Raw genomic sequence first — 22,065 nt, forward strand, 5'->3', positions numbered from 1 at the left:
TTCACAAACCCCTTAGCTGACCGGGCCGCCGAAGGCCTCGATACGGTCACCGTCAGCCAGCTTCACCATCGCGCGCTTGGTGGCCTTGCGCTGCCCCCAGCCGGAGCGGGTGCGCTTGCGCTTGCCCTCACGGTTCGCCGTGTTCACGGTCAGCACGCGGACGTTGAAGATCTGCTGGATCGCGATCTTGATCTGGGTCTTGTTCGCGTCCGGGCGGACCTCGAACGTGTACCAGTTCTGGTCGAGAACGCTGTAGCTCTTCTCGGAGACCACCGGGGCGACGATGATGTCGCGCGGGTCGGCGATCGTGCTCACTTGTCGCCCTCCTCGGACTTCTCGGACCCGCCCAGGAACTCGTCGAGCGCGACCTTCGTGAAGACGACCTCGTCGGCGACCAGCACGTCGTACGTGTTCAGCTGGCCGGCCTCGATGAGGTGCACGGTCGGCTCGTTGCGCAGCGACACCCAGTTCAGTTCGTCCTGGCTGTCCAGCACCACGAGGACCTTGTTGGTCTGGGCGACCTTGCGCAGCGTGGTGACGGCGGCCTTGGTCGACGGCTTCTCGCCGCTGACGAAGGACTCGACGACGAACACGCGGCCGTCCCGGGCCCGGTCGGAGAGGGCGCCACGCAGAGCGGCGGCCTTCATCTTCTTGGGGGTCCGCTGGCTGTAGTCGCGCGGCACGGGGCCGTGCACGACGCCACCACCGGTGAACTGCGGCGCGCGGATCGAGCCCTGACGGGCGCGACCGGTGCCCTTCTGCTTGTACGGCTTCTTGCCGCCGCCGGCGACCTCACCGCGGCTCTTCGCCTTGTGCGTACCCTGCCGGGCCGCGGCCAGCTGGGCCACGACGACCTGGTGCATCAGCGGGATGTTCGCCTGCACGTCGAAGACCTTGGCGGGCAGCTCGACCGAGCCGGCCTTGTTGCCCTCGGCGTTGATCACGTCAACCGAGCTCACTTGGCACCACCCTTCTTCGCCGCGGTGCGGACCAGGATCAGCGCGCCCTTGGGACCGGGCACCGCACCCTTGACCAGGATCAGGTTGCGCTCGGTGTCAACCGCCTGGATGACCAGGTTCTGCACCGTGAAGCGCTTGCCACCCATCCGGCCGGCCATCCGGACGCCCTTGAAGACGCGACCCGGGGTGGCGCAGGCGCCGATCGAGCCGGGCGAGCGGTGCTTGCGCTCGACACCGTGGCTGGCGCGCAGACCGTGGAAGCCGTGCCGCTTCATGACACCGGCGTAGCCCTTGCCCTTGGTCTTACCGGTGACGTCGATCGGCGTACCCGCCTCGAACGCCTCGACGGTGACCTCCTGGCCGAGCTCGTACTCACCGGCGTCGGTGGTGCGCAGCTCGACGACGTGGCGCCGGGGCGAGACGTTCGCCTTCGCGAAGTGGCCGCTCTCCGGCTTGTTGACCTTCCGCGGGTCGATCGCGCCGTACGCCAGCTGGACCGCGGAGTAGCCGTCCTTCTCATCGGTGCGGACCTGGGTCACGACGCACGGGCCGGCCTGCACCACGGTTACCGGGACGACCTTGTTGTTGTCCCAGACCTGGGTCATGCCGAGCTTGGCGCCCAGGATCCCCTTTACTTGCCTGTCCATTTGTCCGGATCCCTACAGCTTGATCTCGATGTCGACGCCAGCCGGCAGGTCGAGGCGCATGAGCGAGTCGACCGTCTTCGGAGTCGGGTCGATGATGTCGATCAGACGCTTGTGCGTGCGCATCTCGAAGTGCTCGCGCGAGTCCTTGTACTTGTGCGGCGAACGGATCACGCAGAAACGGTTGATCTCCGTGGGCAGCGGCACCGGGCCCGCGACCTGCGCCCCGGTACGCGTCACCGTCTCGACGATCTTCCGCGCCGAGGAGTCGACGACCTCGTGGTCATAGGCCTTGAGCCGGATGCGGATCTTCTGTCCCGCCATGGTGGCTTCTGTTTCCTTCTCTCGATGCCGCTACGTGCGAAAGCGGGTGGCCTCCGCATGCCCGCAGGACCGTTGATCCTGCGTTGTCCGACCCCCGCGGTCGGGCGTGTCGCGCCTTGTCTCAGAATGCTGGGCACTCTGATCTCACTTCAGTCACCTGAAGCGAATCGATCGCGGGGATCTGAGGGTGTCGGGCGGCAAAGGAACACACCCGGACACCCGGCGAGGGTGGGCAACTGAACGAGCAGTGTTTCCTCGAGCAGCTGCCCACCCCGCGCGGACGCAACCTGACTAGTATGCCGGATTGAATCCGGCAACGCTAATCGGGGTCACCAGTTAGGCGTCACGGTGACCGAGGCCACCGTGAACAAGCCTCGATTTACTTGTTGATCTTCGTGACCGTTCCGGCGCCGACGGTGCGGCCACCCTCACGGATCGCGAACTTCAGGCCCTGCTCCATGGCGATCGGCTGGATCAGCTTCACGGACATGGAGGTGGAGTCGCCGGGCATGACCATCTCGGTGCCCTCGGGCAGCGTGACGACGCCGGTGACGTCCGTGGTGCGGAAGTAGAACTGCGGCCGGTAGTTCTGGAAGAACGGGGTGTGCCGGCCACCCTCCTCCTTCGAGAGGATGTAGACCTGGCCCTCGAACTCCGTGTGCGGAGTCGTGGTGCCCGGCTTCACGACGACCATGCCGCGCTCGACGTCCTCGCGCTTGATGCCGCGGAGCAGCAGACCGACGTTCTCACCCGCGCGGGCCTCGTCGAGCAGCTTGCGGAACATCTCGATGCCGGTGCAAACGGTCTTGGTCGACTTCTCGCGGATACCGACGATCTCGACCTCCTCGTTCGGCTTGAGGATGCCGCGCTCGGCGCGACCGGTCACCACGGTGCCACGACCGGTGATCGTGAAGACGTCCTCGATCGGCATGAGGAACGGCTTCTCGGTCTCACGCTCGGGCTGCGGGATCGCGGTGTCGACCGCGTTCATCAGCTCCATGAGCTTGCCGGTCCACTCCGGGTCGCCCTCGAGCGCCTTGAGCGCCGACACGCGCACGACCGGCAGGTCGTCGCCCGGGAACTCGTAGGTGCTGAGCAGCTCGCGGACCTCGAGCTCGACGAGCTCCAGGAGCTCCTCGTCCTCGACCATGTCGCTCTTGTTCAGGGCGACGACGATGTACGGAACGCCGACCTGGCGAGCCAGGAGGACGTGCTCCTTGGTCTGCGGCATCGGGCCGTCGGTGGCGGCCACGACCAGGATCGCGCCGTCCATCTGGGCGGCACCGGTGATCATGTTCTTGATGTAGTCGGCGTGGCCGGGGCAGTCCACGTGCGCGTAGTGGCGCGCCGCGGTCTGGTACTCGACGTGCGCGATCGAGATCGTGATGCCGCGGGCCTTCTCCTCCGGCGCCTTGTCGATCTCGTCGAACGGGGTGTACGGGTTCAGCTCGGGGAACTCGTCGTGCAGGACCTTCGTGATGGCCGCAGTCAGCGTCGTCTTACCGTGGTCGATGTGACCAATGGTGCCGATGTTGACGTGCGGCTTAGTCCGCTCGAACTTCGCCTTCGCCACTGGTGTCCTCCTGTGGACTGTGTCATTACTTTTCGCCCGGCACGCCGATAAGGCGCTCAGGACTCTGTCGACTGCTCGTGCACGTGCGGCCCTCGACGGGCCGCACGTGCCTCAACGCATCAGGCGCCAGTGGCCTTAGCGATGATCTCCTTCGCCACGTTCGCGGGAACCTCGGCGTAGGAGTCGAACTGCATGCTGTAGCTCGCCCGGCCCGCAGTCTTCGACCGAAGGTCGCCGACGTAGCCGAACATCTCCGACAGCGGAACGAGAGCCTTGACGACGCGAGCGCCGTGGCGCTCCTCCATCGACTGGATCATGCCACGCCGGGAGTTGAGGTCGCCGATGACGTCACCCATGTTGTCCTCAGGGGTGGTGACCTCAACGGCCATCATCGGCTCGAGGAGAGCGGGGTCAGCCCTGCGGGCCGCCTCCTTCATCGCCATCGAGCCGGCGATCTTGAACGCCATCTCAGACGAGTCGACCTCGTGGTACTGGCCGTCCAGCAGGGTGAACTTGACGCCCACCAGCGGGTAGCCGGCGAGCACACCGTACTGGAGCGAGTCCTGCGCACCCGCGTCCACCGAGGGGATGAACTCCTTGGGGATACGGCCACCGGTGACGGCGTTCACGAACTCGTAGGTCGGGCCGTCGGCGTCGAGCGACAGCGGCTCGACCTTGACGATGACCTTCGCGTACTGGCCCGAGCCACCGGTCTGCTTCTTGTGGACGTAGTCGATCTTGTCCACCGTGCCGCGGATGGTCTCGCGGTACGCGACCTGCGGCTTACCGATGTTCGCCTCGACGTTGAACTCGCGCCGCATGCGGTCGACGAGGATGTCGAGGTGGAGCTCGCCCATGCCGGCGATGATGGTCTGCCCGGTCTCCTCGTCGTTGAAGACGCGGAAGGTCGGGTCCTCCTCGGCCAGACGCTGGATCGCGGTGCCCAGCTTCTCCTGGTCCGACTTGGTCTTCGGCTCGATGGCGACCTGGATGACCGGCTCCGGGAAGGTCATCGACTCCAGGATGACCGGGTTGGCCGGGTCGCAGAGCGTGTCACCGGTGGTGGTCTGCTTCAGACCCTGGACGGCGATGATGTCGCCGGCCTGCGCGGTGGTGCGCTCCTCACGCTTGTTCGCGTGCATCTGGTAGATCTTGCCGATCCGCTCCTTGCGGTCCTTGGTGGAGTTGACCACCTGAGAACCGGACTCGAGCGTGCCGGAGTAGATCCGGACGTAGGTGAGCTTGCCGAGGTGCTTGTCGGTCTGGATCTTGAAGGCCAGCGCCGAGAAGGGCTCGTCGTTCGACGGCTTCCGCAGCATCGGGGTCTCGCCGTCGGTCGCGGTGCCCTCGATCGCCGGGATGTCCAGCGGCGACGGCAGGAACTCGACGACGGCGTCCAGCATCGGCTGAACACCCTTGTTCTTGAAGGCCGAGCCACAGAGGACCGGGTTGGCCTTGCTGGCGATCGTGGCGCGCCGGATGGCGGCCTTGATCTCCTCGACCGAAAGCTCCTCGCCCTCGAGGTACTTCTCCATCACCGCGTCGTCGACGTCAGCGAGGGTTTCGATCAGCTTCTCGCGCCACTCGGCGGCGGAGTCGGCCAGGTCGGCCGGAATCTCCTCGATGGCGTAGTCCTCACCCTTCTGGGTCTCACCACGCCAGGTGAGGGCACGCATCTCGATCAGGTCGACGACACCGATGTGGTCGCCCTCGAGCCCGATCGGGATCTGCAGGACGAGCGGGGTCGCGTTCAGCCGGTCGATCATCATCTGCACGCAGCGGAAGAAGTCCGCGCCGGTCCGGTCCAGCTTGTTGACGAAGCACATCCGGGGGACGTTGTACTTGTCCGCCTGCCGCCAGACGTTCTCGGTCTGCGGCTCCACGCCGGCAACGCCGTCGTAGACCGCCACCGCGCCGTCGAGCACCCGCAGCGACCGCTCGACCTCGACCGTGAAGTCGACGTGGCCGGGCGTGTCGATGATCTGGATCGTGTGACCCTTCCACTCGCACTTGGTGGCGGCGGAAGTGATGGTGATACCGCGTTCCTGCTCCTGCTCCATCCAGTCCATGACGGCGCCGCCCTCGTGGACCTCACCGATCTTGTACGTGATGCCGGTGTAGAACAGGATTCGCTCGGTCGTCGTGGTCTTACCAGCGTCGATGTGCGCCATGATGCCGATGTTGCGTACCTTGGCGAGCGCGTCTGCGGCGGCCACTTCCATCCCTACTTTTCTTCGTCGTCGTCTCGTGGACCGGTACGACTGCCACAGGCCCGGCAGATGCCGGGCCTCAGCAGGGTCTTACCAGCGGTAGTGCGCGAAGGCCTTGTTGGACTCCGCCATCTTGTGGGTGTCCTCGCGCCGCTTGACGGCGGCACCGAGGCCGTTGCTGGCGTCGAGCAGCTCGTTCTGGAGGCGCTCGATCATGGTCTTCTCGCGGCGGGCCTTGGAGTACTGGACCAGCCAGCGGAGGCCGAGAGTGGTCTGCCGCGGGGTACGGACCTCGACCGGCACCTGGTAGGTCGCGCCACCGACACGGCGGCTGCGGACCTCGAGGGTCGGCTTCACGTTGTCCATCGCGCGCTTGAGGATGACCACCGGGTCGGTGCCGCTCTTCTCGCGGCAGCCCTCGAGGGCGCCGTACACGATGCGCTCGGCGAGCTGACGCTTTCCGCCGATGAGGATCTTGTTGACCAGCTGCGTTACCAGCGGGGAGTTGTACACCGGGTCTGCGACCACAGGGTGGCGCGGAGCGGGTCCCTTACGCGGCATGTCAGCTCTTCTCCTTCTTCGCGCCGTAACGGCTGCGGGCCTGCTTGCGGTTCCGGACACCCTGGGTGTCCAGCGAGCCGCGGACGATCTTGTAGCGAACGCCCGGGAGGTCCTTCACACGACCGCCACGCACGAGCACGATCGAGTGCTCCTGGAGGTTGTGACCAACGCCGGGGATGTACGCCGTGACCTCGATCTGGCTGCTCAGCTTCACACGAGCGACCTTGCGCAGCGCAGAGTTCGGCTTCTTGGGGGTAGTGGTGTACACGCGCGTGCACACGCCGCGCCGCTGAGGGCTTCCCTTCAGCGCCGGCGTCTTCGTCTTGCTCGTCTTCGCCTGGCGGCCCTTACGGACCAGCTGCTGGATCGTGGGCACCGGGTTTCTCCGCTCCCTTCGGCCGCTTCCTAGTTTTACGGCCGCACCGAGTATTTCTGCCTCTGTGTGCTGTCCCCTCCCCGGAGGGAGGCTCCCGCACCCGCGGTCGGGCGTGTCGTCCGGCTCACGGTCCCGCCGCGCGTGATGATCACGCGCTTCGGGTCTTGTATCTGTGTCAGGGCCTGACCCTGAACCCGTCGTGCCGCGATACCCGTCGTACCGTCCGATTCGGGTGCACGCACGAGTTGCCCGGGCGAGCCCGGGCACGAGGGGAAAGAGTACCCACCCTAAGCACCCAGGTCAAAATGAGCCCAGGCTCCCACGATGGACATCTCCGTATACCAGTGTACCGGGTGGTCCGGCGCGGCATCGCCGCGGTGCCGGATCCCACTGCCGAGGCGCCCGCGACCGAGGCCGATCAGGACGGCTGCAACAACAATCCCAACAACAACGCCAGCACACCGATTCCCGCACCGATGCCGCCACACACGATTCCAGCGATGCCCAGACCCCGGCCGGTGAAACGCACCCGGCCGGTCTGGCCGGAGCGGCGGATCTGCCGCAACGCGATCACACCGGCCGTGATCGCGCCCCCGCCGGCGAGCACGCACAGCAGGGTGAAGGCCCCGGTGACCACGGCGCCCCAGTCCTCACCGGCGCCGATCGTGCCGAAACAACCGGCCAGGAAGGACACCAGGATGGTGCCGATGCCGGCCACCAGCGAGCCGATCGCCAGCCCGGACGTGATCGGCGGCACGCGCAGCTGCGCCAGGCCGAACTCGGTGCCGCCGACCGCGTCCACCCGCTCCAGCTCCCAGCTGGTGGTGGGTGGGGGCACGAAGTGCTGAGGAGCCGCGTACGGCGACGGGGGGCCGAAGTGCGGGGGCGGCGGGGGCACCTGACCGGGATGACCGCCCGGCTGGTGCGGAGGCGGCGGGTAGGCGGTCCCCGGGTACTGGGTCATACGGAAAGCATGTCACCCGTACGAGCCGGCGCGCAGCCCGGCTGTGGCGGCCTGGACCGGGCCCGATCAGTCCGTGCCGGGTGCGAAGTCCTGACCGCCGGGAACGGTCGCCAGGTGCAGCAGACCGGCGATCACCGCCACCACCAGCGAAGTCAGCGCCACCACCAGCCCGGTCCAGGCGAGCCGGCGGCCGCGGCGCAGCCAGACGGATCCGGTCAGATAGCCGCCCGCGGCGTAGGCCTCGCGGTGGCTCTGCCGGGCCAGCACGAGCGCCAGCGTGGCGGGAATCACGCCGCCCAGGAAGACACCCGTGAGCAACCCCACGAGGCCGAGCGCGAAGACCGCACGGGCCTTCGTGGCCGGCACCGGCTCCGGATCCATCGGATGGCGGGTGGGCACCGCAGGTAGCGTCACCCGACCATTCTAGGAGCGCGGCCCGGCGCGCCTGGAGACGCCGACGGGGCGGCCGCGCCATGCGCGACCGCCCCATCAGAAACAAACCCTTAGCGGTACGACCCGAAGTCGAAGTCGTCCAGCGGCACAGCCTGCCCGCTGGCCGGCCCGAAGCCGTAGTCGGTCTCCGGGTACCCGGTCATCGAGTACACCTTCGCCTTGGCCTCCTCGGTCGGCTCGACCCGGATGTTGCGGTACTTGGAGATACCGGTACCGGCCGGGATGAGCTTACCGATGATGACGTTCTCCTTGAGGCCCACCAGCGAGTCGCTGCGCGAGTTGATCGCAGCGTCGGTGAGCACCCGGGTGGTCTCCTGGAAGGAGGCCGCCGAGAGCCAGGAGTCCGTCGCCAGCGAGGCCTTGGTGATACCCATCAGCACCGGACGACCGGCGGCGGGCTCGCCACCCTCGCCCACGAGCCGGCGGTTCTCCGACTCGAAGAGCGCCCGGTCGACCAGCACACCCGGCAGGAACTCGGTCGCGCCGGAGTCGATGACCGTCACCCGCTTGAGCATCTGGCGGATGATGATCTCGATGTGCTTGTCGTGGATGAGCACACCCTGCGAGCGGTAGACCTCCTGGACCTCACTGGTCAGGTGGACCTGGACCGCGCGCGGGCCCATGATGCGCAGCAGCTCGTGCGGGTCGATGGTGCCCTCGGTGAGCTTCTCGCCGACGTTGACGTGGTCGCCGTCGTGGGCGCGGAGCTTGACCCGCTTCGAGATCTTGTCGTACACGATCTCGTCGCTGCCGTCGTCCGGGATGACGACGATCTTGCGCGAACGCTCGCCGTCCTCGATCCGGATGCGGCCGGGGGTGTCGGCGATGGGCGCCTTACCCTTCGGCACCCGGGCCTCGAAGATCTCCTGAACACGCGGGAGACCCTGGGTGATGTCCTCACCCGCGACACCACCGGTGTGGAAGGTACGCATCGTCAGCTGCGTACCGGGCTCACCGATGGACTGGGCCGCGATGATGCCGACGGCCTCGCCGATGTCGACCGACTTGCCGGTCGGCAGCGAACGGCCGTAGCAGGCCGCGCAGACACCCAGCTTCGACTCACAGGTCAGGACGCTGCGCACCCGGACGTTCTCGACACCGGCGGCGACGAGCTTGTCGACCAGGATCGAGTTGAGGTCCGAACCGCGGGCGACGACCAGGTTGCCGGCGCTGTCGGTGATGTCGTCGGCCAGCGTACGGGCGTGCACACCGGTCTCGGCGTGCGTGTGCACGACCAGGGTGCCGTCCGGCTCGCGCTCGCCGACCGCCATCGGGATCGCGCGCTCGGTGCCGCAGTCCTCCTCGCGGATGATGACGTCCTGCGAGACGTCCACCAGACGCCGGGTCAGGTAACCCGAGTCGGCGGTACGCAGCGCGGTGTCGGCCAGACCCTTACGAGCACCGTGCGTGGAGATGAAGTACTCCAGCACGGTCAGACCCTCGCGGTACGACGAGGTGATCGGCCGCGGGATGATCTCACCCTTGGGGTTGGCCACCAGACCACGGATCGCGGCGATCTGCCGGAGCTGGAGGAGGTTACCGCGAGCGCCGGAGTTGATCATCACCCAGAGCGGGTTCTCCTGCGGCAGCGCGGTCTCCATCTCCTTGGAGATCTCGTTGGTCGCCTTGGTCCAGATCTCGATGAGCTCGCCGCGACGCTCCTCGGCGGTCATCAGACCACGCTGGTACTGCTTGTCGATGCGGTCCGCCTCGACCTGGTAGCGAGCCAGGATCTCGGGCTTGCGCGGCGGGCCGATGACGTCGCCCATGCCGATCGTCACACCGGACCAGGTGGCCCAGTGGAAGCCGGCCTCCTTGAGCGCGTCCAGGGTCGCGGCCAGGGCGACCTTCGGGAAGCGCTCGGCGAGGTCGTTGACGATCGCCGACAGCTGACCCTTGCGGATCTCGTAGTTCACGTACCGGTAGCCCGGGGGCAGCGTCTCGTTGAAGATGACGCGGCCCAGGGTGGTCTCGACCGAGACCGGGTCGCCCTCGGTCCAGTCCTCCGGCGCGATCCACGGCTCGCCCTTGGCGCCGTTGTCCACCCCGACGACCTCGCGGAGCCGGACCTTGATCGGAGCCTGCAGGTGCAGCTCACCGTTGTCGTACGCCATCCGCGCCTCGGCGTCCGAGCTGAACACCCGGCCCTCGCCCTTGGCACCGGGCGTGAGGTGGGTCAGGTGGTACAGACCGATGACCATGTCCTGGGTGGGCATGGTGACCGGCTTGCCGTCGGCCGGCTTGAGGATGTTGTTCGACGACAGCATCAGGATCCGGGCCTCGGCCTGCGCCTCGGCCGACAGCGGCACGTGGACCGCCATCTGGTCACCGTCGAAGTCCGCGTTGAACGCGGTGCAGACGAGCGGGTGGATCTGGATCGCCTTGCCCTCGACCAGCTGCGGCTCGAAGGCCTGGATACCCAGACGGTGCAGGGTCGGAGCACGGTTCAGCAGAACCGGGTGCTCGGAGATGACCTCTTCGAGGACGTCCCACACGACCGGACGCTGCCGCTCGACCATCCGCTTGGCGGACTTGATGTTCTGCGCGTGGTTCAGGTCGACCAGGCGCTTCATCACGAACGGCTTGAACAGCTCCAGCGCCATCTGCTTCGGCAGGCCGCACTGGTGCAGCTTGAGCCGGGGGCCGACGACGATGACGGAACGACCGGAGTAGTCGACCCGCTTGCCGAGCAGGTTCTGACGGAACCGGCCCTGCTTGCCCTTGAGCATGTCGGACAGCGACTTCAGCGGGCGGTTACCCGGGCCGGTGACCGGCCGGCCGCGGCGGCCGTTGTCGAACAGCGCGTCGACGGCCTCCTGCAGCATCCGCTTCTCGTTGTTCACGATGATCTCGGGCGCGCCCAGGTCGATCAGTCGCTTCAACCGGTTGTTCCGGTTGATGACCCGGCGGTACAGGTCGTTCAGGTCGGAGGTGGCGAAGCGGCCACCGTCGAGCTGCACCATCGGGCGCAGGTCCGGCGGGATGACCGGGACGCAGTCCAGGACCATGCCGAGCGGCGAGTTGCGGGTGTTCAGGAACGCCGCGACGACCTTGAGCCGCTTGAGCGCCCGGATCTTCCGCTGGCCCTTACCGGTGCGGATGATCTCCCGAAGGTTCTCCGCCTCGGCGTCCAGGTCCATGTTCTCGAGCAGCGCCTTGATGGCCTCGGCACCCATGCCGCCGGTGAAGTACTCACCGAAGCGGTCGCGCAGCTCGCGGTAGAGCAGCTCGTCGGTGACCAGCTGCTTGCTGTCGAGCTTGCGGAAGGTGTCGAGCACCTCGTCGAGGCGGTCGATCTCGCGCTGGGCCTTGTCCCGGATCTGGCGCATCTCGCGCTCGCCGGCTTCCTTGACCTTGCGGCGCACGTCGGCCTTGGCACCCTCGGCCTCAAGCTCGGCCAGGTCCTGCTCCAGCTTGGCGGCGCGCTTCTCGATCTCGGAGTCCCGGCCGTTCTCGGCCTGGCGCTTCTCGGCGAAGATCTCGTTCTCGATGGTGGACATGTCGCGGTGACGCGCCTCGGCGTCCACGCTCGTCACCACGTACGAGGCGAAGTAGATGATCTTCTCGAGGTCCTTGGGGGCAAGGTCGAGCAGGTAACCGAGGCGGCTCGGCACACCCTTGAAGTACCAGATGTGCGTGACCGACGCGGCCAGCTCGATGTGACCCATCCGCTCACGGCGGACCTTGGACCGGGTCACCTCGACGCCGCAGCGCTCACAGATGATGCCCTTGAACCGGACCCGCTTGTACTTGCCGCAGTAGCACTCCCAGTCCCGCTGCGGACCGAAGATCTTCTCGCAGAAGAGTCCGTCCTTCTCGGGCTTGAGGGTGCGGTAGTTGATCGTCTCGGGCTTCTTGACCTCGCCGTGCGACCACTGCCGGATGTCGTCAGCGGTAGCAAGGCCGATACGCAACTCGTCGAAGAAGTTGACGTCGAGCACTTGGTCTATCCCTCGTGTTTCGTTGCTCGGGTGAATTCAAGGCCGGCGGGAGCGTCCCCGGCCGTGCTCAGTCGCCTGAACACGGACCGGGGACGCTTTCCGTCAGATCTCTTCGACGCTGCTGACGCCCTCGTTCGGGCGCCGGGACAGGTCGATGCCGAGTTCCTCCGCGGCCCGGAAGACCTCGTCGTCCGTCTCGCGCATCTCCAGGGCCACACCGTCGCTGGAGAGCACCTCGACGTTCAGGCACAGCGACTGCAGCTCCTTGAGGAGCACCTTGAAGGACTCCGGGATTCCCGGCTCCGGGATGTTCTCGCCCTTGACGATGGCCTCGTAGACCTTCACTCGGCCCAAGACGTCATCGGACTTGATGGTGAGCAGCTCCTGCAGGGCGTACGCCGCCCCGTAGGCCTGCATGGCCCAGCACTCCATCTCGCCGAACCGCTGGCCACCGAACTGCGCCTTACCACCGAGCGGCTGCTGGGTGATCATCGAGTACGGGCCGGTCGACCGAGCGTGGATCTTGTCGTCGACCAGGTGGTTCAGCTTGAGGATGTAGACGTAGCCGACCGAGATCGGGTCCGGCAGAGGCTCACCGGAGCGACCGTCGAAGAGCTGCGCCTTGCCGTCGCCGTTGACCAGCCGCTTACCGTCGCGGTTGACCAGCGTCGACTCGAGCAGGCCCTTGATCTCTTCTTCCTGAGCGCCGTCGAAGACCGGGGTCGCGACGTTGCTGTCGGCGGGAGACTCGTGAGCCTCGATCGCCCGCAGCTGACGCTTCCAGTCCTCGTCGTCGCCGTCCACCGACCAGCCGGTCTTGGCGATCCACCCGAGGTGGGTCTCCAGAACCTGGCCGATGTTCATACGCGACGGCACACCGAGCGGGTTGAGCACGATGTCGACCGGGGTGCCGTCCTCGAGGAACGGCATGTCCTCGACCGGCAGGATCTTGGAGATGACGCCCTTGTTGCCGTGCCGGCCGGCGAGCTTGTCGCCGTCCTGGATCTTCCGCTTCTGGGCCACGTAGACCCGGACCAGCTCGTTCACACCCGGGGGCAGCTCGTCGCCGTCCTCGCGGGAGAACGTCCGGACGCCGATGACGGTGCCGGTCTCGCCGTGCGGAACCTTCAGCGAGGTGTCCCGGACCTCCCGGGCCTTCTCACCGAAGATGGCGCGCAGCAGGCGCTCCTCCGGGGTCAGCTCGGTCTCGCCCTTCGGGGTGACCTTGCCGACCAGGATGTCGCCGGGGACGACCTCGGCGCCGATCCGGATGATGCCGCGCTCGTCCAGGTCGGCGAGCATTTCCTCGCTGACGTTGGGGATGTCGCGGGTGATCTCTTCCGGGCCGAGCTTGGTGTCACGGGCGTCGACCTCGTGCTCCTCGATGTGGATCGAGGTGAGGACGTCCTGCTGGACGAGGCGCTGCGACAGGATGATCGCGTCCTCGTAGTTGTGACCCTCCCAGCACATGAACGCCACCAGCAGGTTGCGCCCGAGAGCCATCTCGCCCTCGTCGGTGCAGGGACCGTCGGCGATGACCTGGCCGGCCTCGACCCGGTCGCCCTCGAAGACGACGGGCTTCTGGTTGACGCAGGAGCCGGCGTTGCTGCGGCGGAACTTGTGCAGCAGGTAGGTCCGGCGGTGGCCGTCGTCCTGGTGCACCGTCACGTAGTCGGCGCACAGGTCCTCGACCACACCCGCGACCTCGGCGACGACCACGTCACCGGCGTCGACGGCAGCGCGGTACTCCATGCCGGTACCGACCAGCGGGGCCTCCGCCTTGACCAGCGGCACGGCCTGACGCTGCATGTTCGCGCCCATGAGGGCACGGTTGGCGTCGTCGTGCTCGAGGAAGGGGATCATCGCGGTCGCGACCGAGGTCATCTGCCGCGGCGACACGTCCATGTAGTCGACCTCGCCACCGGGCACGTAGTCGACCTCACCGCCCTTCCGGCGGACCAGGACGCGGTCCTCGGCGAAGGTGCCGTCGCTGGAGAGCACGGCGTTCGCCTGGGCCTTGATGAAGCGGTCTTCCTCGTCGGCCGTGAGGTAGTGCACCTCGTCGGTGACGACACCGTTCTCGACCTTCCGGTACGGCGTCTCGATGAAGCCGAACGGGTTGACCCGCGCGAACGTCGAGAGAGCACCGATCAGACCGATGTTCGGACCCTCGGGGGTCTCGATCGGGCACATCCGGCCGTAGTGGGACGGGTGCACGTCACGGACCTCGAAGCCGGCCCGCTCACGGCTCAGACCACCGGGGCCGAGCGCGCTCAGCCGCCGCCGGTGGGTCAGGCCCGCCAGCGGGTTGGTCTGGTCCATGAACTGCGACAGCTGCGACGTACCGAAGAACTCCTTGATCGCCGCCACCACCGGGCGGATGTTGATCAGGGTCTGCGGCGTGATCGCCTCGACGTCCTGCGTCGTCATGCGCTCACGGACGACGCGCTCCATCCGGGACAGGCCAACGCGGACCTGGTTCTGGATGAGCTCGCCGACCGTCCGCAGACGGCGGTTGCCGAAGTGGTCGATGTCGTCGGCCTCGTAGCCCTCCTCACCGGCGTGCAGCCGGCAGAGGTACTCCACGGTCTTGACGACGTCTTCCTCGGTCAGCGTGCCCCGAACGATCGGGACGTCGATCTCGAGCTTCTTGTTGAACTTGTACCGGCCGACCTTGGCGACGTCATACCGCTTCGGGTTGAAGAAGAGGTTGTCGAGCAGGGTCTGCGCGTTCTCCCGGGTGGGGGGCTCGCCCGGGCGCAGCTTGCGGTAGATGTCGAGCAGGGCTTCGTCCTGCCCGGCGATGTGGTCCTTCTCCAGCGTCGTCATGAGCAGCTCGGACCAGCCGAACCGCTCACGGATCTGGTCCGCCGACCAGCCGATCGCCTTGAGCAGGACGGTGACGGCCTGCCGGCGCTTGCGGTCGATGCGGACACCGACCGTGTCGCGCTTGTCGATGTCGAACTCCAGCCAGGCACCCCGGCTCGGGATGACCTTGACGCTGGTGAGGTCGCGGTCGGAGGTCTTGTCCGGCTCCTTGGTGAAGTACACGCCCGGCGACCGGACGAGCTGGCTCACCACGACGCGCTCGGTGCCGTTGATGACGAACGTCCCCTTGGGGGTCATCATCGGGAAGTCACCCATGAACACGGTCTGGCTCTTGATCTCGCCAGTCGTGTTGTTGGTGAATTCCGCGGTCACGAACAGCGGAGCGCAGTAAGTCAGGTCCTTCTCCTTGCACTCCTCGATCGAGGCCTTGACCTCGTCGAATCGCGGAGACGAGAAGGACAGCGACATAGTGCCGGAGAAGTCCTCAATGGGACTGATCTCTTCGAGGATCTCTGCGAGGCCCGAGTGGGCGTGCGGGTCGTCCGTCGTCCGGGCCTGCCAAGCCTCATTGCCGACCAGCCAGTCGAAGGACTCCGTCTGGAGGGCGAGAAGGTTGGGGACCTCTAGCTGCTCGGTGATCCTGCCGAAAGAGACCCGGCGGGGTGCGTAAGCGCTCGACGTACGGCTGGTCTTCGCAGGGCGGGAAGCTGCCAAGATGCGTCCTTCCGAGGACCGGTGCTGCTATGCGGCTGAGTTGCTGATGCAACTGGTCTGCGTGCACTCCAATGAGCCCCCGGGAAGTTATCCACATGGATATCCCGACAGGCATCAAGACAGAAGGCAGCGCAAACTAGCAGTGTAGCCGCTCGGCTAACCGCTGTCCAGCCCACACCCTGAGATGGCTCGCGGAACGTGTCCCCGCCGTTGTTGACCTGCGCATTCATGGTCAACGCCGGTGGCGGGGCCGCTCAGAAACGCGGCAACTCTCTCTCGGGTGCCGGTCCGCAGGATCGGCTCAACACCGATTACCCACAGCGCGGCTGTCGCAAGCGCGGAAACTTGCTGATGTCAGCGTGCCTGTCAGCGGACACTCAGTCAAGGGCTGTGCCGCGGGTCGGACTGCCGCGGTCATCCGGCCGGCGCACCAAAGGGACCTTAACGCATGAATCATGAGCTTTGGCAGGCTTTGCCACCCTTAGAGTTGTGGGCGCATGACCTGCGGGAACACCGATGGCGGGGATCCGTTCCGGATCCCCGCCATCGACGAGAAACGCTGTAGAGCGTTAGATCACTTGAGGGTGACCTTGGCGCCCTCGCCCTCGAGCTTGGCCTTGGCAGCCTCGGCCTTCTCCTTGTTGACACCCTCGAGGATGGCCTTCGGGGCACCCTCAACGGCGTCCTTGGCCTCCTTGAGGCCCAGGCCGGTCAGCTCACGCACGACCTTGATGACCTGGATCTTCTTGCCGCCGTCGCTCTCCAGAACGACGTCGAACGAGTCCTGCTCAACCGCGGCCTCGGCGGCAGCGCCACCGGCAGCCGGGCCGGCCGCGATCGCAACCGGGGCAGCGGCGGTGACCTCGAAGGTCTCCTCGAACTGCTTCACGAACTCGGAGAGCTCGATCAGCGTCATCTCCTTGAACGCGCCGAGCAGCTCTTCGGTGCTGAGCTTCGCCATGTCTGGCAACCTTTCGTAGCTTTTGAACTAGAACGTGCGTGATGGTTCCGCGGCCGATCAGGCCTCGGCGGAACCTTCCTTTTCGCGCTTCTCCTGCAGGGCCGCCCCGAGGCGAGCCACCTGAGCGAGCGGGGCCTGGAACAGGCCGGCCGCCTTGGTCAGGTTGCCCTTCATGGCGCCGGCCAGCTTGGCCAGCAGCACCTCACGGGACTCGAGGTCAGCAAGCTTGTTGACCTCGTCCGCCGTGAGAGCCTTGCCCTCGAAGACACCGCCCTTGATGACGAGAACGGGGTGGGCCTTGGCGAAGGCACGAAGGCCCTTGGCCGCCTCGACCACATCACCCTTCACGAAGGCGAGCGCGGTAGGACCGGTGAACAGCGTGTCGAGGCCCTCGATACCCGCGTCGGTCGCCGCACGCTTCGCGAGCGTGTTCTTGGCGACCGTGTACTTGGCCTCGCTACCCAGCGAGCGCCGGAGCTCAGTGAGCTCCTTCACGGTGAGGCCGCGGTATTCGGTCAACACGGTGGCCGCAGAGCCACGGAAGTGCTCCGTGAGCTCGTCAACAGCCGAAGCCTTGTCGGCCCGGACCGGCTTGTCCGCCATGTCCCTCCTCTCTCAGTGCTCAGCCACTGGCGATGAGGGTCCGCACAAAGCAAAACGCCCCGGCGCAGGGCACGGGGCGAACTCAGGCACGCGCGAAGGCGGGCCGAAATCACGAACCGTTCTCCCTGCGCAGGTCGCCCGCTCTCTGCGGGACCTTCGGCCGCGACGTCCGTCTGACGACGGTCGCTGCGGCGACCAGCGGTCTATGGGTGGAACTTCGAGAAGCCAGAGTACGCGGGGCAGCGGGCGAAAACCAAATCGGGGTCGTCCTGTCCCCCGGGTGCGGTTGTCCGCTACGCGCGAGCCCGGCGCAGAACGGCGTAACCGGCGAGCGTGGCGGCACACCAGGCGAGGGTCCAGGTGACCAGCCCGGCCAGGGTGCCGGGCGGCGGCGCGGTGCCGTCGCTCAGCGCCCGGGCGGTCGCCATCACCGGCGGGACCAGCCACGGAGCGATCGAACCGCGCAGGCCGAGCACGATCACCAGCACCGAACCGGTGACCAGGACGGCCACCCCGGGGAGCACCCGCCGGGTCACCGGGCGGCCGGCGAGCGCGCCCAGCGCCAGCGCGGCGAGCAGGGCCAGCACGTGAGCGAGAACACCCAGCAGCACGCCGATCCCGATGCGCGGGCCCGTGATGGCGCCGAACGGCACCGGGGCCAGCATCGCGAGCAGGCAGACGCCGGCGCCGAGGATTCCGGCGGCCAGCAGCCCGGCCGTGGCCTCCCGGACCGGGCCCACCGTCAGCCGGGCGAGCTGGCGCTGGACGTCGGGCTCGGCGTCCAGCACCAGCTTGGTGAGCCAGGCCAGAACCGGGAAGAGCATGACGGCGGAGTAGCCGTAGGCGGCCGCGGCGGAGGAGGGGCCGCCGCCGTAGAGGACCGACAGGATCGCCAGGACGGTGATCAGGGGCGCCAGCACGCGGCCACTGCGCACGAAGCCGGCCACGCGCATCCGGACCAGGGCGGTCATCGCTCCTCCGATTCGGTGCGCTCGGCCCGTACCTCTGGGGTGGGGTCCTTCTCGCGTACCCCGCAGACACGGTGACCGGAGGCACGCAGCCGGACCACCGCGTCGGCGGCCTCGTGCCGCCGCACGACGACCTCGACGATGACCTCGTCGGCGGTTGGGTCGAGGGCGCGCCGGGGTACGGGGGTCTCGGCGGCGTGCGGCTGCGGCGCGGCAGCGGCGTGCGCGGCGACCGGGACGGGAACCGGGGTGAGCTGCAGCGTGCCGCCGGTGACCGTCCAGTGCACCGCGCCGGGCAGGTTGGCGATCTCGCCGCGGTGGTCGCTCACCAGGACCGCTCCCCCGGCTGCGGTGACCTCGGAGACGATCTCCGGGATCAGTCCGCGGGAGGCGGCGTCCAGGCCCTCCCAGGGCTCGTCCAGAACGAGCAGGCCGGGCGGAGCGAGCAGCGCCTGGGCGAGGCCGACCTTCTGCGCGGTGCCCTTGGAGAGGTCGGCCAGCGGGGTGCCGGCGTGGGCGGCCAGGCCGAGGCGCTCGATCCAGTGGTCCGCGGTGGTCGCCGGCAGGTCCCGCAGAGCGGCCATGTCCCGCAGGTAGCCGGCGGTGGTGAAGGGCTGCGCGGCCGGGAAACGCTCGGGCACCCAGCCGACGACGGGCGGCCGGTCGCGGACCGCGCCGCGGCTCGGCCGCAGCACACCGGCGGCCAGCTGGAGCAGTGTCGACTTGCCGGCGCCGTTGGGGCCCAGCACCACGACGGTCTGCCCGGGATCGACACGGGCGTCGACGTCGCGCAGGGTCCAGCCGGCGCGGCGGGCGTACCGGAACCAGATCGCATCGAGACGCACGGCCGGAAGCCTCCCACAGAGAAGGCCCCCGGGGTTGTCCCCGGGGGCCTTCGACGTTACTTACCGGACCGTCAGGCCTCGGTGCCGTGCAGGTTCTTCTGGACGTTCGGGTCGACCGGAACGCCGGGGCCCATCGTGGTGGCGACGGTGACCTTCTTCAGGTACTTGCCCTTGGCGGCGGACGGCTTGGCCCGCAGGACCTCGTCGAGCACCGCGGCGTAGTTGTCGACCAGCTGCTCCGGCGAGAAGGACGCCTTGCCGATGATCAGGTGCAGGTTGGAGTGCTTGTCCACCCGGAAGGTGATCTTGCCGCCCTTGATCTCGTTGACGGCCTTGGTCACGTCCATGGTGACGGTGCCGGTCTTCGGGTTCGGCATGAGGCCACGCGGGCCGAGGATCCGGGCGATCCGGCCGATCTTGGCCATCTGGTCCGGCGTCGCGATCGCGGCGTCGAAGTCCAGCCAGCCACCCTGGATGCGGGCGACGAGCTCGTCGGTGCCGACCTCGTCGGCGCCGGCCGCGACGGCCTCCTCAGCCTTCGCGCCCTGGGCGAAGACGATCACGCGGGCGGTCTTACCGGTGCCGTGCGGCAGGTTGACGGTGCCGCGGACCATCTGGTCGGCCTTACGCGGGTCGACACCGAGACGCATCGCGACCTCGACGGTGGCGTCGAACTTGACCGGGTTGGTCTCCTTGACGAGCTTGATCGCCTCGGCCGGCTCGTAGAGCTTCGACGCGTCGATCTGCTCGGCCGCCTTGCGGTAGCCCTTGCTGCGCTGTGCCATTTCTCAATTACTCCTGTGGTAGTTGGCGGGGCCGCCGAGCGCGGCCCCTCCCACGTGAATCGCCGGCGATCCGGCGATCAGATCTTGGTGACCTGGTTGAAGTTCAGCTCGACCGGGGTCTCCCGACCGAAGATCGAAACCAGGACCTTGAGCTTCTGCTGGTCGGCGTTGATCTCGCTGATCGAGGCCGGCAGCGAGGCGAACGCGCCGTCGGTGACCGTGACCGAGTCGCCCACCTCGAAGTCCAGAACCTTGACCTCGGCCTTCGGCTTCTTCTCCTCGGCCTGGACGGCCGGGGCCAGCCACTTCAGCACCTCGTCGAGCGAGAGCGGGGCCGGCCGGTCGACCCGGTCGGTGGCGCCCACGAAGCCGGTCACACCGGGCGTGTTGCGCACGCAGGAGTAGGACTCCGGGGTCAGGTCCATGCGGACCAGGATGTAGCCGGGGAAGACCTTGGCCTGCACCTGGTTGCGCTTGCCGTTCTTGACCTCGACCTCTTCGCGGGTCGGCACCTCGACCTGGAAGATGAAGTCCTCCATGTCGAGGCTGGTGATCCGGGTCTCGAGGTTGGTCTTGACCTTGTTCTCGTAACCGGCGTAGGAGTGCACCACGTACCAGTCGCCGGGCGCGTAGCGCAGCTTCTGGCGGAGCTCCTTGACCGGGTCGTAGTCCTCGTCAGCCTCGGGCGCCTGGGCCACGGCCGGGACGTCGACCGTCTCCACCGACTCGTCGATGTCCGGCGACGACTGCTCGTCAGCAGACTGCGCGGTCTCGTCGTCGTACTCAGGCACGCTCGCTCACTTCCAGATAAGTCTCTTCAGGTGGCCCGGGGCCGGACTAGTCGCCGAGCGCCCAGAGGATGGCCTTGCCGAACCCGTAGTCCAGCGACACCACGAGAGTCGTCACCACCACGACGAACACGATCACGACGCTGGTGTAGGTCAGCAGCTCACGGCGCGTCGGCCAGATGACCTTGCGGAGCTCGCTGACGACCTCGCGGAAGAAGCCGCCGATCCGGCCGAAGGGACCGCCACGACGGCCCGACTTCCTGGCCTTCGGGCTCTCGTCCGTGGTGCGCTCGGCGACGGCGGTCCCGCCGCCACGGCTCACCAGCGCGTCGTCGGTCTCGTCATCAGGCACGTCACCGCCGGCGGCGGCGTCGGCGAGCACCTCGTCGTCGCCCGGGACGTCGTCACCGGGCCGGTCCTTCTCGGCCACTTCGCCCTACTTCCGTCGTCGGTGGTGTTGATGGTCCCGTCAGGGCTCGACCGGACGCGGAAGTTGTGCGAACCGCGCACCGGGCGGGCACGTCGAGGAGGATTGCGCAGGGGTGACAGGACTTGAACCTGCAGCCTGCGGTTTTGGAGACCGCTGCTCTGCCAATTGAGCTACACCCCTTTGCGGGACCTGCGCCTATGACGACTCAGAGCCCCACGGCGCACCAGTGTACGGGTACGCCCGGCGTTCTCCCAACCCGGGCTACCGCTTCCTGACAAGCGCCTGTGCCATGGACAGTACCTTGTCGCCGTTGCACGTCGCAGTGAGGCTCAGCCGAGTGTGTCCGTCCTCGGTGACTTCCTTCACCGTCGCGGTGACGACGACCTCGGTGCCCTCGTCCGTGTCCGGCACCGGAACCGGGCGGCTGAACCGCACGCTGAACTCGACAACCGCGTCCGCGGCGCCGGCCCACGTCGTCACCGCACGGCCGACCAGAGCCATCGTGAACATGCCGTGCGCGATGACACCGGGCAGACCGACGCTGGTGGCGATCCGGTCGCTCCAGTGGATCGGGTTGAAGTCACCCGAGGCGCCCGCGTAGCGGACCAGATCGGCCCGGGTCACCCGGAAGGTCTGCGGCTCCAGAACGTCGCCCATTTACGCCTCCTCGCCGCGCTGGACCAGCTTCGACCACACAGTGACGACCGGCTCGCCGGCCTCGGTCGTCACGTCCGTCCGGGTGGTGAGGAAGTCGTGCCCGCCCCGGCTGGTGATCTCGTCCACCGTGTTCACACAGACCAGGGCGTCACCGGCGACGACCGGCCGGGCGTAGGCGAACCTCTGGTCGCCGTGCACGACCCGGCTGTAGTCCAGGCCGAGCGCGGGATCGTTCACGATCTGCCGGCTGGCCGCCATGGTGATCGCCACCGGGAAGGTGGGCGGGGCCACCACATCGGCGTAACCGAGGGCCCGGGCCGCCTCCGGATCGTGGTACTCCGCGTCGGTGGCGCCGATCGCCCGGGCGAACTCACGGATCTTCTCGCGGCCGACGAGATAGGGCTCGGTGGGCGGCCAGCTGCGGCCCACAAACGATTGGTCCAGAGGCATGCCCACAAACTACTCTGCGCCGCCCGGAAT

At 67.5% G+C, this 22,065-nt stretch carries 21 protein-coding genes and 1 tRNA gene; all 22 read right to left on the reverse strand.

Going from position 1 to position 22,065, the window contains the following annotated elements:
- Positions 1-12 precede the first annotated feature (12 nt).
- The 22 genes from rplW to AB0F81_RS11545 all read right to left on the reverse strand — a co-directional run bounded on the left by rplW (position 13) and on the right by AB0F81_RS11545 (position 22,035).
- Positions 13-315: a 50S ribosomal protein L23 gene (gene rplW / locus AB0F81_RS11440; RefSeq protein WP_106315557.1), complete on the reverse strand. Its 303-nt coding sequence runs from the start codon at positions 313-315 to the stop codon at positions 13-15.
- A complete protein-coding gene (gene rplD, locus AB0F81_RS11445; RefSeq protein WP_360194698.1) occupies positions 312-959 on the reverse strand; it encodes a 50S ribosomal protein L4 in 648 nt (215 codons plus the stop codon). Before rplD ends, rplW begins: the two co-directional genes overlap by 4 nt.
- On the reverse strand, positions 956-1,606 hold the full coding sequence (rplC, locus tag AB0F81_RS11450) for a 50S ribosomal protein L3 (protein WP_360194701.1): 651 nt from the start codon (positions 1,604-1,606) through the stop codon (positions 956-958). The genes rplD and rplC overlap by 4 nt, the downstream gene beginning before the upstream one ends.
- Positions 1,607-1,618: 12 nt before the next feature.
- Positions 1,619-1,927 (reverse strand): 30S ribosomal protein S10, encoded by a 309-nt coding sequence (gene rpsJ / locus AB0F81_RS11455; protein ID WP_007073037.1) that lies wholly within the window; start codon positions 1,925-1,927, stop codon positions 1,619-1,621.
- Positions 1,928-2,306: 379 nt separating this feature from the next.
- Positions 2,307-3,500 (reverse strand): elongation factor Tu, encoded by a 1,194-nt coding sequence (tuf, locus tag AB0F81_RS11460; protein WP_328464953.1) that lies wholly within the window; start codon positions 3,498-3,500, stop codon positions 2,307-2,309.
- 119 nt (positions 3,501-3,619) lie between these two features.
- Positions 3,620-5,716, reverse strand: coding sequence for an elongation factor G (fusA, locus tag AB0F81_RS11465; RefSeq protein ID WP_360194705.1), 2,097 nt, complete (start codon positions 5,714-5,716; stop codon positions 3,620-3,622).
- Between the two features lie 84 nt (positions 5,717-5,800).
- The gene (gene rpsG / locus AB0F81_RS11470) at positions 5,801-6,271 is read right to left on the reverse strand and encodes a 30S ribosomal protein S7 (protein ID WP_196415138.1); all 471 of its coding nucleotides are present in this window, start codon (positions 6,269-6,271) and stop codon (positions 5,801-5,803) included.
- Between the two features lies 1 nt (position 6,272).
- Positions 6,273-6,647, reverse strand: a complete 375-nt coding sequence (gene rpsL, locus AB0F81_RS11475; RefSeq protein WP_014440718.1) for a 30S ribosomal protein S12 — start codon at positions 6,645-6,647, stop codon at positions 6,273-6,275.
- A 418-nt stretch (positions 6,648-7,065) separates the two neighbouring features.
- Positions 7,066-7,611: a DUF4190 domain-containing protein gene (locus AB0F81_RS11480; protein WP_360194709.1), complete on the reverse strand. Its 546-nt coding sequence runs from the start codon at positions 7,609-7,611 to the stop codon at positions 7,066-7,068.
- Positions 7,612-7,677: 66 nt separating this feature from the next.
- Positions 7,678-7,992 carry a hypothetical protein gene (locus AB0F81_RS11485; protein ID WP_360194860.1) on the reverse strand — a complete coding sequence of 105 codons (315 nt, stop codon included), beginning with the start codon at positions 7,990-7,992 and terminating at the stop codon, positions 7,678-7,680.
- A 122-nt stretch (positions 7,993-8,114) separates the two neighbouring features.
- Positions 8,115-12,005, reverse strand: a complete 3,891-nt coding sequence (locus tag AB0F81_RS11490) for a DNA-directed RNA polymerase subunit beta' (RefSeq protein WP_360194712.1) — start codon at positions 12,003-12,005, stop codon at positions 8,115-8,117.
- A gap of 102 nt (positions 12,006-12,107) precedes the next feature.
- Complete coding sequence (locus AB0F81_RS11495; RefSeq protein ID WP_360194715.1) at positions 12,108-15,548, reverse strand: DNA-directed RNA polymerase subunit beta; 3,441 nt, start codon at positions 15,546-15,548, stop codon at positions 12,108-12,110.
- A gap of 574 nt (positions 15,549-16,122) precedes the next feature.
- Positions 16,123-16,509: a 50S ribosomal protein L7/L12 gene (rplL, locus tag AB0F81_RS11500; RefSeq protein WP_360194718.1), complete on the reverse strand. Its 387-nt coding sequence runs from the start codon at positions 16,507-16,509 to the stop codon at positions 16,123-16,125.
- Between the two features lie 57 nt (positions 16,510-16,566).
- On the reverse strand, positions 16,567-17,112 hold the full coding sequence (gene rplJ, locus AB0F81_RS11505; protein ID WP_360194721.1) for a 50S ribosomal protein L10: 546 nt from the start codon (positions 17,110-17,112) through the stop codon (positions 16,567-16,569).
- Between the two features lie 293 nt (positions 17,113-17,405).
- Positions 17,406-18,083: a hypothetical protein gene (locus AB0F81_RS11510; RefSeq protein WP_360194724.1), complete on the reverse strand. Its 678-nt coding sequence runs from the start codon at positions 18,081-18,083 to the stop codon at positions 17,406-17,408.
- Positions 18,080-18,925 carry an ATP-binding cassette domain-containing protein gene (locus AB0F81_RS11515; protein ID WP_360194727.1) on the reverse strand — a complete coding sequence of 282 codons (846 nt, stop codon included), beginning with the start codon at positions 18,923-18,925 and terminating at the stop codon, positions 18,080-18,082. The genes AB0F81_RS11510 and AB0F81_RS11515 overlap by 4 nt, the downstream gene beginning before the upstream one ends.
- 71 nt (positions 18,926-18,996) lie before the next feature.
- Positions 18,997-19,710 carry a 50S ribosomal protein L1 gene (gene rplA, locus AB0F81_RS11520; RefSeq protein ID WP_360194730.1) on the reverse strand — a complete coding sequence of 238 codons (714 nt, stop codon included), beginning with the start codon at positions 19,708-19,710 and terminating at the stop codon, positions 18,997-18,999.
- Between the two features lie 77 nt (positions 19,711-19,787).
- Positions 19,788-20,501, reverse strand: a complete 714-nt coding sequence (nusG, locus tag AB0F81_RS11525; RefSeq protein ID WP_360194733.1) for a transcription termination/antitermination protein NusG — start codon at positions 20,499-20,501, stop codon at positions 19,788-19,790.
- A gap of 46 nt (positions 20,502-20,547) precedes the next feature.
- The gene (secE, locus tag AB0F81_RS11530) at positions 20,548-20,928 is read right to left on the reverse strand and encodes a preprotein translocase subunit SecE (RefSeq protein WP_360194736.1); all 381 of its coding nucleotides are present in this window, start codon (positions 20,926-20,928) and stop codon (positions 20,548-20,550) included.
- A gap of 107 nt (positions 20,929-21,035) precedes the next feature.
- A tRNA-Trp gene (locus AB0F81_RS11535) sits at positions 21,036-21,108 on the reverse strand.
- An 81-nt stretch (positions 21,109-21,189) separates the two neighbouring features.
- Positions 21,190-21,585 carry a MaoC family dehydratase gene (locus AB0F81_RS11540; protein ID WP_360194739.1) on the reverse strand — a complete coding sequence of 132 codons (396 nt, stop codon included), beginning with the start codon at positions 21,583-21,585 and terminating at the stop codon, positions 21,190-21,192.
- On the reverse strand, positions 21,586-22,035 hold the full coding sequence (locus AB0F81_RS11545; protein ID WP_360194742.1) for a MaoC family dehydratase N-terminal domain-containing protein: 450 nt from the start codon (positions 22,033-22,035) through the stop codon (positions 21,586-21,588).
- Positions 22,036-22,065: the final 30 nt, after the last annotated feature.

The sequence above is a fragment of the Actinoplanes sp. NPDC024001 genome, assembly GCF_040638955.1.
Classification (GTDB): domain Bacteria; phylum Actinomycetota; class Actinomycetes; order Mycobacteriales; family Micromonosporaceae; genus Actinoplanes.

Bases quoted from the DNA above. Each gene is read 5' to 3' on its own strand.
- rplC (WP_360194701.1), bottom strand. From the start codon at position 1,606: ATGGACAGGCAAGTAAAGGGGATCCTGGGCGCCAAGCTCGGCATGACC.
- rpsJ (WP_007073037.1), bottom strand. From the start codon at position 1,927: ATGGCGGGACAGAAGATCCGCATCCGGCTCAAGGCCTATGACCACGAG.
- rpsG (WP_196415138.1), bottom strand. From the start codon at position 6,271: ATGCCGCGTAAGGGACCCGCTCCGCGCCACCCTGTGGTCGCAGACCCG.
- AB0F81_RS11480 (WP_360194709.1), bottom strand. From the start codon at position 7,611: ATGACCCAGTACCCGGGGACCGCCTACCCGCCGCCTCCGCACCAGCCG.
- AB0F81_RS11485 (WP_360194860.1), bottom strand. From the start codon at position 7,992: ATGGATCCGGAGCCGGTGCCGGCCACGAAGGCCCGTGCGGTCTTCGCG.
- rplL (WP_360194718.1), bottom strand. From the start codon at position 16,509: ATGGCGAAGCTCAGCACCGAAGAGCTGCTCGGCGCGTTCAAGGAGATG.
- rplJ (WP_360194721.1), bottom strand. From the start codon at position 17,112: ATGGCGGACAAGCCGGTCCGGGCCGACAAGGCTTCGGCTGTTGACGAG.
- AB0F81_RS11510 (WP_360194724.1), bottom strand. From the start codon at position 18,083: ATGACCGCCCTGGTCCGGATGCGCGTGGCCGGCTTCGTGCGCAGTGGC.
- rplA (WP_360194730.1), bottom strand. From the start codon at position 19,710: ATGGCACAGCGCAGCAAGGGCTACCGCAAGGCGGCCGAGCAGATCGAC.
- AB0F81_RS11540 (WP_360194739.1), bottom strand. From the start codon at position 21,585: ATGGGCGACGTTCTGGAGCCGCAGACCTTCCGGGTGACCCGGGCCGAT.
- AB0F81_RS11545 (WP_360194742.1), bottom strand. From the start codon at position 22,035: ATGCCTCTGGACCAATCGTTTGTGGGCCGCAGCTGGCCGCCCACCGAG.